The organism is Bacillus sp. GS3m_15504, from assembly GCF_055825275.1.
This window is the reverse complement of sequence record NZ_JBVVNL010000005.1, coordinates 81,653-93,488: the sequence shown is the minus strand read 5'-3', so window position 1 is coordinate 93,488 and position 11,836 is coordinate 81,653. Positions and strand designations below refer to the sequence as shown.

The following is an 11,836-nucleotide window of genomic DNA, read 5'->3' as shown; positions in this document are numbered from 1 at the left end:
GCTTTTGTTTGTTCAATAAAATAAATCATGCTACAATGAAAACGAATTAAGGACCGGGGAGCCAATTGGCTGAGAGGATGTGAGCAAACATCGACCCTCAACCTGATCTGGATAATGCCAGCGTAGGGAGTTACTTAAAGTAATGTAGCATATGTTATTCTATAATAACTTGCATACAAGGCTTTCCTACGTGGTAGGAAAGCCTTTTCTTGTTTTAAAATTTAATTTCATAAGGGGGATTTTATTATGTCACAACAAGTTACAATGTCATTTTCAGTAGTACCACAAGCGAAAACAAAAGACGTATATTCTGTTGTTGATAAGGCAATTGAAGTTGTGCAACAATCGGGAGTTCGTTATGAAGTAGGGGCAATGGAAACAACGCTGGAAGGAGAATTAGATGTACTTCTTGATGTCGTTAAACGTGCGCAACAAGCTTGTGTGGATGCTGGAGCTGAAGAAGTGATTACTTCTATTAAAATCCACTATCGTCCAAGCACTGGTGTAACGATAGATGAAAAAGTTTGGAAGTACCGTGATGAATATGCAAAACCAGAAGCAATCTAAAATAATTACAACAATTTGGCTTATCCTTCTCATTGCGATATGGGAAGGATCTGTTTCATTATTTAAAATCGAACCGTGGATTTTACCGAAGCCTTCTGCCATTGTTCAAGAATTAATTGGAATGAAAGATTTACTATTACCGAATACGATGCAAACACTGCAAGAGGTTATAATTGGACTGTTCTTTGCGATTTTAATTGGGACAAGCATTGCAATTCTTATGGACGTTATCCCTTTATTTCGTATTTTAATAAATCCGTTGCTTGTTATTTCGCAAACGATTCCAATCGTTGTACTTGCACCGTTATTTATTATTTGGTTTGGATATGGAATGCTACCGAAAGTAATGGTAGTCATACTCGTTTGTTTCTTCCCGATTGCGCTTAGCATTTTAGAAGGTTTTCAAACGGTAGATAAAAATATGTTGAAGTTGTTGCAAACGATGAAGGCAACGAAATGGCAAGTTTACCAGAAAGTAAAGTTTCCAGCAGTGCTTCCATATTTTTTCTCAGGTTTAAAAATTGCAGTTACATATAGCGTAATGGGAGCGATTATTGGAGAATGGCTCGGTGCCAGTGAAGGATTAGGAGTTATGCTTACAAGGGCTACGAAATCCTTTTTAACAGCCCGAGTATTTGGTGTTGCAGCGATTATTGTAATGGTGACATTATGTCTGTATTTTATCGTAGAGTTTATGGCAAGAATAACAGCACCATGGATATATAGAAAGGACGGCAGAAAATGAAAAAAGGTTTAAAAGTTATGTTGGCTGCCTTATTAGCAGTAGGTGTGGCTGGATGTAATCCGGCGAAGAAAGAAGAAAGTGCAAGTAAAGATCAAAAAGTAAAAGTCGTATTAGATTGGTTTCCGAATACGAATCATACCGGCTTATATGTAGCACAAGCGAAAGATTATTATAAAAAGCAAGGCTTAGATGTAGAAATCATTCAGCCTGGTGATAATGTGACGGCGGAGCAAATGATAGCTTCAGGAAAAGCTGACTTCGCAATAAGCGCACAAGAAAATGTAACGTTGGCTCGTGTGGAAGGTATTCCTGTTGTATCTGTAGGGGCGATTATTCAGCATAACACTTCAGCTTTTGCATCGCTTAAGAAAGATAATATGACGTCACCGAAAGATTTTGAAGGGAAACGTTACGGTGGCTGGGGAGGACCAGCGGAAGAAGCGACATTAAAGACTATTATGGATAAGCACCAAGCTGATTTTAATAAAGTTGAAAAAATCATTTTAGGACAAACAGATTTCTTTAAATCAATTGGTCGTGATGCAGATTTTGAATGGATTTATTATGGATGGGATGGAATTGAAGCGAAGCGCCAAGGAAAAGAGTTAAATACGATTATGGTGAAAGACTTAGATCCAGCGCTTGATTTCTATAGTCCTGTTATGATTACTAGTGAAAAACATACGAAGCAAGATAAAGACTTTGTGAAAAAGTTTATGAGCGCAACGACAGAGGGTTATAATTTCGCAATTAAAGAGCCGAAAGAAGCTGCTGATATTTTAATTAAAGCTGTTCCAGATGTAAATAAAGATTTAGTACAAGAAAGTCAAAAATGGTTAAGTACGAAGTATCAAGATGATGCAAAAGCGTGGGGAGTACAGAAGGAAGAAGTTTGGACGAATTACATGAATTTCTTATATGATAACAAAGTTATTAAGAAGAAAATTGATGTGAAAGATGCCTTTACAAATGAGTTCCTTCCAAGTGAAAAATGAGTGGATTACAAATAAAAGATATTGTGAAATCTTTCGATGGAAAGAATGTATTAGCAAATATTAGTGCTTCTATACGAGAGGGAGAGTTCGTTTCCTTTGTAGGACCGAGTGGTTGCGGGAAAAGCACACTATTAAATATGATCGCAAATGTTGAAAATCCAACAAGTGGAAGTGTAACGTATAACGATAAGCACATACAAGAGCAAGATGTTGTAAGTTATATGCCGCAACAGGATTTATTACTACCGTGGCGATCAGCTTTACAAAATATCGTTCTTCCGTTAGAAATTGAAGGGAAGCCGAAAAAACAAAGGCTGACAGAAGGAATGGAAGCATTAAAGCAGTTTGAACTAGATGAATATGCAGACCATTATCCAGATGAATTGTCTGGAGGGATGCGTCAAAGAATTAGTTTTCTGCGCACATATTTATGTGAAAAGCCAATTATGTTACTTGATGAGCCTTTTGGTAAATTAGATGCTTTTACAAAAATGGAAGTACATAGCTGGCTTTTAAACTCTTGGCACCAAGAGAAGCAAACAATCGTTATGGTTACACACGACTTAGATGAGGCAATCTTGCTTTCGGATCGCGTATTTATTTTATCTCAAAGACCAGCATCAATAGTTGGTGAGGTACAAGTGAAATTACCTAGGCCGAGAACGATGGATATGTTAACATCAATTGAGTTAAAGAAGGATAAGGAAGAAATTCTGAGAGTATTAGCTCCTTATATGAAAAAATAGAAAAAGTCTTTTAACAGTTTTTGGTATAATTACTGTTAAAAGGCTTTTTTTATATAGGGGGAGAAAGATGAAAACTATAGAGAAAATAGTGGATGAATTAACGGCAGATAATCTTGAAGAAAGAAAAGCTGTATTAAAAAATCATATTTTATTAATGAAGTATGGTATGGAACATCATGAATTAAAAGAAGAAGAAATGACAGAAATTTTAAAGTGGGTTCAAGGTCGAGATCAATTGAGAAAAGATGTTCCGGAATTACGTGATTTACATTTAATTAAAAAGTTTCAAGCGGTATTAGATGAATTTATTCATTCTATAATTTTAAATGGTTACGTAGAAGACGCGGTAGAAATTCTAGAGAGTGTATTAAAAAGTATGGGGGCAGTCGCTCATATTGTAAAAGTTATGTTTGTCGGCAAAATGAAAGTTGATAGAAATTCTTTGGAAATGGTGGAGGTGCTAAAACGAGAGTGCTACAATTTAATGGAACAGCGTGCTGTTGTTGGTTTACATGCTCAAATTTTTCACGTTTTAGGTTTTGTCCATTCAATTCAGTTTGATTTAGAAGAAAGATCACAGGAACATGGACGAGTTGTGGTAGGTCTTTTAACAGATTTTAAAACGGATGAATTGAAGTCTGTACAACAATTTCAAACCGAAGACCATATTCCAGAAGTGAAAAGTATGGTGAGTAAAGGATACGGAATAGAATTACAAAGAAGAATTTATATGTGGAAATCGTTAACGTTCATCTTTACAAGTCCATATGCATTAGAAAAGATGTATAAAGAAATTTATGCAGAAAACGATAACATGGGGAAGGAACAAAAGGAAAAGTAGAGAATAGAATATAACAGAGGAGTTTATACTCTTAATATAACAAATGTTAAAGGAGTGAAAGGATAAAATGACTTTATCAACTGTTCTTCAAATGGTTTTAGCTTGATATGGGAGAAGTCTGCCCATTTTTATCGATTAAGCTAAATTGAAGACAGCAGGTAAAGAACCTTAATCCTTTTTTACGATAATATGTAATGGGTAAGGTGTATTCACCTTACCCATTTTTATATGCACAATTAAATAAGGCTTTATACTGTTGCTCTCTCTATTTAGCTTATGAACTATAAGTAAAGGAGAGAAAATAATGAGTATATTAACGGTAGAAAATGTAAGTCATTCGTATGGTGAGAAAACCATTTTATATAATGCATGTTTTCGACTATTGAAGGGCGAGCATGTTGGGGTAGTAGGGGGAAATGGAATTGGAAAATCAACATTGCTAAGGATTTTAACAGGAGAACTTATACATGATGATGGGAATATTGAATGGTTTCCTCATGTGAAGATAGGTTTTTTACAGCAGCATATGGATTTACAAGAAGGGATGACAATTGAGGGATACTTGCAAAGTGCATTTGCTGATTTGTATGCGATTGAATGCGAAATGTTAAAAATTGCTGAAGAAATGAATGGAGCAGGAGAAGTAGAAAAACTGTTAGTAAAGTATGGAGAATTACAAACTATATTGGAAAGCTCTAATTTCTATCACATTCATGCAGAAGTTGAAGAAGTAGCAATCGGTTTAGGTTTATTTGAAATAGGTTTGAAAAAGGATGTATCGAAGTTAAGTGGGGGACAGCGAACAAAGTTATTACTTGGGAAGCTTCTTTTAGAAAAAGCTGATGTTTTATTACTAGATGAGCCAACAAATTATTTAGACACAGCCCATATAGAATGGTTGCAATCGTATTTGAGACTATATGAAAAAGCTTATGTAATCATTTCGCATGACGAATTATTTTTGAACAGTATTACAAATGTTATTTTTCATCTAGAAGGAGGGAAAGTGAAGCGATACGTAGGAAACTATGAAAAGTTTGTACAAAGTTATCAAGTGCAAAAGAAACAATTACAATCGGCGTATGTGAAACAACAAAAAGAAATCTCTCAGTTAGAAACATTTATTCAAAAAAATAAAATTCGTAAAGCGAAACAGGCTAAAAGTCGAGAGAAAGTATTGGAGAAAATGCAAAGGATTGAAAAGATTCATCCTGTACCTCGATCCCGTTTTGATTTCAATGTTTATGAGGAGCCGGTGAGTCGTATATTGCAAGCTGAGAAACTAAGGATAGGTTATAGTGATCCGTTATGCCCAGAGTTGAATTTACAAGTGAAAAAAGGAGAGAAGATAGCGATTATTGGTCATAATGGAATTGGAAAAACGACGATGTTAAAAACATTATTAGGTCAAATTAAGCCGCTAAGCGGTTCAATTTCTGTTGGAGAACGAGTAAATCCTGCGTATTTTGCCCAGGAAGAGTTTGCTTCAGAAACAACACCCTTAGAGAAAGTTTGGGCAGAGCGACCAGATATGACAAAGAAAGAAGTGCGCCAAGCATTAGCAAAGTGTGGATTGAAAGAAGAACACGTATTAAAACCTATTCGTTTATTAAGCGGCGGAGAACAAACGAAAGTACGTTTATGCGAACTTATTGTAACGAGAAGTAATGTTTTAATTTTAGATGAACCAACTAATCATTTGGATATAGAAACAAAGAAGTCTTTGCAGGAAGCGTTACAACAATATAAAGGAACAGTTTTACTTGTTTCACATGAGCCTTCTTTTTATGAAGCATGGATAACAAAAGTATGGAATATAGAAGAATGGAACGCTGAACAATATGAATAAAGAAAAGGCATTAGCTTGTATAAGCTAATGCCTTTTCTTTGTGATTAACATGATTTTCGAGAACTCTTACATGAGAATTGTATGAAGAAGCACTCTTATGGTGCGCTTATAAGCGTGCTTTTTCTTTTGTTATGTTTATATTTATAATAATACTAGATGCCTTTCCCTAATAGGCGACTATCTTTATATATATATGTAGATAGTTTGAAATGGAATGAAAATAATTCCTATATGTAAAGGATAATGTGATTGGTATAGGAAGACAATAGAGCTTAAAGGAAATTCATGTAAAATTCAGGTGAACTTCACACGAACTTCATATTGGAAACTAAATATAATTATAATAGGTTATTATAATGTTTATTTGTGATTTTTCATAAAATTAAAAGTTTGAATTTAGGAGAGAGCACTCAAACCTAAATTCAAACTTTAGTGAAACAATTAATGGAAGTTACGTTTAGTTTTCGCTAATGGATGCATTTACAAGTTCAGCAGGAGTGCCTGTTCCTGCCCCTCCGATTGTAATTGATCCACCAGGAGGAATTTCACCATTCCATCCTGCATTCGTAATTACGTAATGATTATTTATTTTACTACTAATTTTAGAATCCCAAACTTGTGTTAAATTGCCGTTATAATCAAATTCTAATTTCCAGTTTTTAATAGGGGTCGTTCCACTATTTTTAATTACAATCGAGAAGTTGTAACCACTTCCCCAATTTGAAGTGACTGAAAAGGTAGCATTGCTATTTCCACCAGGAGGTGTTGTGTTAGCATCATCTGTTTTTACAATAATAGAAGTAGGCTGTGATTTATTCCCAGCAGCATCTTTTGCTAGTATTGAAAATGTGTATTCTGTATTAGGTTTTAAGTTTTTAATTGCAATGCTATTTGTTGTTGTACTCCATTTCTCTTCTCCAGCAGTAATTTCATATTCCGTAACTCCTACGTTATCAGTAGATGCCGTCCAGTTTAATTGAACTGAGTTTGAATTTTTATTTGTTACAGCAATATTTTTTACGTTTGTTGGTGGCTCAATATCTTTTTGAGTAATAGGTCCACCTAGTAATTCTTTTACTAACGTATCAAGTAATTTTGGTCCACTACAACTATATTTTGGACTTGTGCGACAGTCACCACTAAGCTCCCAAAACATTGCGCCACTTAAACCTTTTGTCTTTATATAGTCTGTTTTATATTTCATAGATTCGTTGTCATCATAGCTAATAAATGTGCCTGTAGTTGCATTATATAAATAAGGTACTTTCGCCACATCGTTCCATCCGCGAACAAAACCATTTTTATTAACATAATTAGCTGCTAAATCACCATAATCATACACACCTGTATCGCCGGTAGAATAGTCATCCCAAGTACCTTTAGAAGCGAGCTTTCCATCGCTACCTGGTTTACAAGGTTGGTATTGTCCGTTATTTTCTTTTCCACAACTTTTCCACCCGCGTCCGTAAAATGGTACACCTAATACGAGTTTATCTGCTGGAACCCCTTCATTTGTATAAATGTCTATCGCACCATCTACGTAAAATTTCGTATCCGCTGCTGGATCATTTGGATCTTTGTATAGAGCTGCATTATGGTTAGAAGTAGCTTCCCATCCACCGTGGAAATCATATGTCATAATATTAATCCAATCCAGTATTTGAGAGATTTTCTTTAGCTCTGTATGATCAGCATAACGTTGGCTTGCACCTGATGCAATTGTTAGTAAATATTTTTTACCATCTTCTGCACCAGCTTTCGTTAATGCATTTCGAACATCCTGAAGGAGTAGGGTGAAGTTTTGTTTATCTTCAGGGCGATAACTACCACCAGGAATCGTTTCTACGCCCGGATATTCCCAATCTAAATCAACGCCATCAAATCCATATTCGCGTAGGAAATCGACTGTAGAATCAGCGAATACTTTTCTTGTTTTTTCATCAGCGGCCATGTCAGAAAAGCGGTTAGACCAAGTCCAGCCACCAACGGAAATAATTGTTTTTAGGTGAGGATACTTAGCTTTTAATCGTTTCAGTTCGCCGAAATTTCCGCAGCGTGCGTATTTATCACAATCTTCCCAAGTTGTACCTGAGCCAGGATAAGATTTTGTGACATCAGCCCATGGCTCACCGAGTACGAGAGTACCATTAGGGACCTCTTTATTTTGCAGTGGTACACCAGATTCTTTACAGTTCCACGTTTGTTTATTTGGATTATCGGGGTGAGTAGAAGGATTTCCATGTTTTCCATTCCAGCAAATATCAGCGAAAGCATAGTTTAAATGAGTTAGCTTTGATGCATCAATGTCTGCAACTTGATAATTACGTCCGTAAATGCCCCATGAAGGAAAATACCCAACAATTTTTTGATCTTGCTTTTGTGAATCTGCTAATACGACATTTGGAGTAATAAAGTTTGTGAGAAAAAGAGGTAAGAAGAGTAGTAGGGATAGTAATAGCAGTGTGAATTTTTTTGATTTCATAGCCATTTCTCCTTTCAAAATAAAAGATATATTTAAAGGCATGCGCCAATAAATCAAAATGAATTTAGATGTATAAATCATCTAGATAAAAATGATCAGACATCACGAAGTCTATACAAGGAGCTGAGGATGATTAAATCGTAACAAATGTAAGATTTAGTGTAAACGCTTTATTCAATTCAGAAGGATTTTCTCAATATAAAAGGGCTTGAATACAAACTGTATATGAAAATAAAACATCTGTGAGTTAGAAAATAGCTCCTTATAAATAAAATTGAGAAAAAATTGTATGAAGTCAATTTCTTATGGCATAGCAAGATGAGAAAATATCATGTAAAATAATAGTAAAAATATGTAAAGGAGGGAATAGTGTGGATGTGTTTTTGAATATTGCTGAAGAAAAAATTCGACAAGCAATACGGAATGGTGATCTCGATAATATTCCGGGAAAAGGAAAACCACTACAATTAGAAGATCTTTCAATGGTACCTCCAGAACTTAGAATGAGTTATAAAATTTTAAAAAATGCGGGAATGATTCCCCCAGAAATGGAACTACAAAAAGATATATTAAAAATAGAGGATTTAATTGCTTGCTGTTATGATGAAGAAGAGCGAAAAAAATTACAAGAAGAGTTAACGGCAAAAACACTACGTTTTCAGCAAGTAATGGAAAAAAGAAAGATTAAAGATAGTTCAGCATTTCGTATGTATCAAGATAAAGTATTTCATAAACTACGTTAAGAGGGATAAGATGAAAAAATTTGAAACGATAGAAGAATTAGCAACATATATTGAAGAACAACAATTAGTACTTCTATTTATTAAAACGGAAAATTGTGGTGTTTGTGATGTCATGTTAAGGAAAGTAAATTACGTATTAGAGAATTATGATTACGTAGAGAAAATAGAGATATTACTGCAAGACATGCAAGAGGTTGCAGGGCGATATGCAGTATTTACTGGACCGACAATTTTATTATTTCATAATGGAAAAGAGATTCTTCGTGAATCGCGCTTCATTTCGCTTGAAAATCTAGAGAGAACCATTCAATTATTCGAGGAATAAGGGAGGCTTTTAAATGGAATTTATTATTTTTATACTATTATTTGTTGTAATTGGAATAATCGTAACAGCAGTTCGATCAAACAAAAAGAAGGTAAATCTTATGAAACAAAATAACATTCATAATTCATCTAACAGCTCATCGCCATTATTTTTCTTTGCTGGGTCTGATAATGATAGCTCGCATGATGGAGGTTCACATGATTGCGGAGGGTCTTCTGGTGGAGATAGTGGAGGAAGCTGCGGTGGCGGCGGTGATTGATGAAAATGCGCCTTATATAGGTGTATTTCTTTTTAAACAAACGTTTGATTAGTTGGCTTACATATGCATAAAAACAGTTAAACAAACGTTTGATTAAATGTTTTTAATATACTAAGGGGAATGGAAATGGAAAGGGAACCGAAAGTGAAAAATAAGGGGAAAGTAATGTTATTTTTATTAGCTGCGGGAGGCGTATTTCTTGTGAAATTAGGATTTAAAATTGGAATTATACATATGATTCGAACGTGGTTTGAAAGTACATTTTCTTAAATAAGAAATATAGCCTCTTGTAATAGAGGTTTTTAATTTGTTATTATTAGACTGAACGGTCGGTTTAAAGAGGTGTGAATATGAGAAGAAGTGCAGAAGAGATAAAGAAAGAAATTGCATATAAAGCAGAAATTTTATTTTCACAGAAGGGCTATGCAGCCACATCTATGGAAGAGATTTGTGAAATTACAGAGAGAAGTAAAGGAAGCATTTATTATCACTTTAAAAGTAAAGAAGAATTATTTTTATTTGTAGTAAAGCAGCATACGTATGATTGGCTTGAAAAATGGAATGAAAAAGAGAAGTTGTATAGTACTAGCACTGAGAAATTGTATGCCTTAGCAGAATATCATGTAGAGGATATACAACAACCTATTTCTAATGCAATAGAAGAATTTTCTATGAGCCAAGTTGTAAGCAAAGAAATTTTGGATGAAATGTTAGCTTTAACTAGAGAATCGTATGTTATGTTTGAGACATTAATTGAAGCAGGCATACAGTCTGGAGAGTTTCGTGAAGATAATACGCGCGATCTTATGTATATTGTAAATGGATTATTATCAGGGCTGGGAGTACTTTATTACGAGTTAGATTATAAAGAATTGAAACGTATTTATAAAAAGGCGATAGATGTATTGTTAAAAGGAATGGCAGCTGAATAATAGGTCAGTTGCTTTTCTTACAAAATAAATTAGACCGAACGGTCGGTTTATGGAAGGAGAATAAAAATGAAAGCTTTATTTAAAAATCGAGCATTTATGCTCGTTATGGCATCGGATATTTTACAACAATTTGCAATTTGGATTAGAAATATGGCCCTTTTGTATTTCATAATGGAGCGAACGAATAATGATCCAGTTTCAGTTTCGTTGTTATCGGTTATGGAATATGCACCTATTTTTATTTTCTCGTTTATCGGTGGTGCACTAGCCGATCGTTGGAATCCGAAAAGAACGATGGTTGCTGGAGATGTGTTAAGTGTACTATCTATCATAGGTATTGTCTTGTTGTTAAAGCTGGATTATTGGCAGGCTATATTTTTTGCAACACTCATTTCCGCGATTGTAGGCCAGTTTTCTCAGCCATCATCTTCGCGTATATTTAAGCGCTACGTAAAGGAAGAACAGGTAGCAAATGCGATTGCATTTAACCAAACATTACAGTCATTATTTATGATTTTTGGACCAGTGGTAGGATCGCTTGTGTATACACAACTTGGTTTATTTACGTCACTATATAGCTTAATCATTTTATTTTTGTTATCTGCTATCGCTCTTTCATTTTTACCGAAATGGGTTGAACAAGAGCAAGTGGCAAGAGATTCATTAAAAAATGATATAAAAGAGGGTTGGAAATACGTTCTTCATACGAAAAATTTACGTATGATTACAATTACTTTCACCATTATGGGCTTAGCTGTTGGACTAACGAATCCGTTAGAGGTGTTTCTTGTAATAGAACGCCTTGGAATGGAAAAGGAAGCAGTTCAATATTTAGCTGCAGCTGATGGAATAGGTATGTTAATTGGTGGTATTGTTGCTGCAGTGTTTGCTTCAAAGGTGAATCCAAAAAAGATGTTTGTATTCGGTATGAGCATATTAGCGATGTCATTTTTAGTAGAAGGGCTATCTACATCATTTTGGATTACTAGTTTCATGAGATTTGGAACAGGTATTTGTTTAGCTTGCGTTAATATCGTTGTCGGTACGCTTATGATTCAACTTGTACCAGAAAATATGGTTGGAAGAGTAAATGGAACAATTTTACCGCTGTTTATGGGAGCTATGCTAATTGGTACTGCTTTAGCTGGAGGATTAAAGGAAATGACATCACTGGTTATTGTATTTTGTATAGCAATGGCACTTATTTTATTAGCAATAGGGCCAGTTCTACGCATGCAAATAAAGAAAGAAGATGTCACTACTAAAGAGGAACTAACAAATTCGTTAGCGTCGAAATAACTATTGTAAGGGAGCAGAAGTGCTCCCTTTTTCTTTGGCGAACTTTTGACAAC

At 34.8% G+C, this 11,836-nt stretch carries 13 protein-coding genes and 1 riboswitch; of the genes, 12 read left to right on the top strand and 1 reads right to left on the bottom strand.

Features of this window, described 5'->3' with window-relative positions:
- The first annotated feature begins 44 nt into the window (after positions 1-44).
- Positions 45-146: riboswitch (TPP riboswitch) on the top strand.
- A gap of 100 nt (positions 147-246) precedes the next feature.
- The 6 genes from AC0L0O_RS25565 (at position 247) to abc-f (ending at position 5,743) form a co-directional block, all read left to right on the top strand.
- On the top strand, positions 247-567 hold the full coding sequence (locus AC0L0O_RS25565) for an MTH1187 family thiamine-binding protein (protein WP_000082906.1): 321 nt from the start codon (positions 247-249) through the stop codon (positions 565-567).
- Positions 539-1,312, top strand: coding sequence for an ABC transporter permease (locus AC0L0O_RS25560; protein WP_001057157.1), 774 nt, complete (start codon positions 539-541; stop codon positions 1,310-1,312). The genes AC0L0O_RS25565 and AC0L0O_RS25560 overlap by 29 nt, the downstream gene beginning before the upstream one ends.
- Positions 1,309-2,307 (top strand): ABC transporter substrate-binding protein, encoded by a 999-nt coding sequence (locus AC0L0O_RS25555; RefSeq protein WP_000715551.1) that lies wholly within the window; start codon positions 1,309-1,311, stop codon positions 2,305-2,307. The genes AC0L0O_RS25560 and AC0L0O_RS25555 overlap by 4 nt, the downstream gene beginning before the upstream one ends.
- Positions 2,304-3,053 carry an ABC transporter ATP-binding protein gene (locus AC0L0O_RS25550; RefSeq protein WP_000016062.1) on the top strand — a complete coding sequence of 250 codons (750 nt, stop codon included), beginning with the start codon at positions 2,304-2,306 and terminating at the stop codon, positions 3,051-3,053. The genes AC0L0O_RS25555 and AC0L0O_RS25550 overlap by 4 nt, the downstream gene beginning before the upstream one ends.
- A gap of 67 nt (positions 3,054-3,120) precedes the next feature.
- Positions 3,121-3,894: a hypothetical protein gene (locus tag AC0L0O_RS25545; RefSeq protein ID WP_000848341.1), complete on the top strand. Its 774-nt coding sequence runs from the start codon at positions 3,121-3,123 to the stop codon at positions 3,892-3,894.
- A 304-nt stretch (positions 3,895-4,198) separates the two neighbouring features.
- The gene (gene abc-f, locus AC0L0O_RS25540) at positions 4,199-5,743 is read left to right on the top strand and encodes a ribosomal protection-like ABC-F family protein (protein WP_001983865.1); all 1,545 of its coding nucleotides are present in this window, start codon (positions 4,199-4,201) and stop codon (positions 5,741-5,743) included.
- A 457-nt stretch (positions 5,744-6,200) separates the two neighbouring features.
- Here the strand turns inward: abc-f and AC0L0O_RS25535 are convergent, their stop codons facing one another.
- Positions 6,201-8,225: a glycosyl hydrolase family 18 protein gene (locus AC0L0O_RS25535; protein WP_001983801.1), complete on the bottom strand. Its 2,025-nt coding sequence runs from the start codon at positions 8,223-8,225 to the stop codon at positions 6,201-6,203.
- Between the two features lie 371 nt (positions 8,226-8,596).
- Here AC0L0O_RS25535 and AC0L0O_RS25530 point away from each other — a divergent pair, with 371 nt between their 5' ends.
- The 6 genes from AC0L0O_RS25530 (at position 8,597) to AC0L0O_RS25505 (ending at position 11,783) form a co-directional block, all read left to right on the top strand.
- Positions 8,597-8,968, top strand: coding sequence for a DnaJ family domain-containing protein (locus tag AC0L0O_RS25530; RefSeq protein ID WP_000382363.1), 372 nt, complete (start codon positions 8,597-8,599; stop codon positions 8,966-8,968).
- Between the two features lie 10 nt (positions 8,969-8,978).
- On the top strand, positions 8,979-9,293 hold the full coding sequence (locus AC0L0O_RS25525) for a thioredoxin family protein (protein WP_000713042.1): 315 nt from the start codon (positions 8,979-8,981) through the stop codon (positions 9,291-9,293).
- Positions 9,294-9,306: 13 nt separating this feature from the next.
- Complete coding sequence (locus AC0L0O_RS25520) at positions 9,307-9,552, top strand: hypothetical protein (RefSeq protein WP_000394351.1); 246 nt, start codon at positions 9,307-9,309, stop codon at positions 9,550-9,552.
- Positions 9,553-9,678: 126 nt separating this feature from the next.
- Positions 9,679-9,822 carry a hypothetical protein gene (locus AC0L0O_RS25515; RefSeq protein WP_000439126.1) on the top strand — a complete coding sequence of 48 codons (144 nt, stop codon included), beginning with the start codon at positions 9,679-9,681 and terminating at the stop codon, positions 9,820-9,822.
- Positions 9,823-9,902: 80 nt separating this feature from the next.
- Positions 9,903-10,484, top strand: a complete 582-nt coding sequence (locus AC0L0O_RS25510) for a TetR/AcrR family transcriptional regulator (protein WP_001254429.1) — start codon at positions 9,903-9,905, stop codon at positions 10,482-10,484.
- A gap of 66 nt (positions 10,485-10,550) precedes the next feature.
- A complete protein-coding gene (locus AC0L0O_RS25505) occupies positions 10,551-11,783 on the top strand; it encodes an MFS transporter (RefSeq protein WP_000645360.1) in 1,233 nt (410 codons plus the stop codon).
- The last annotated feature ends 53 nt before the right edge of the window (positions 11,784-11,836 follow it).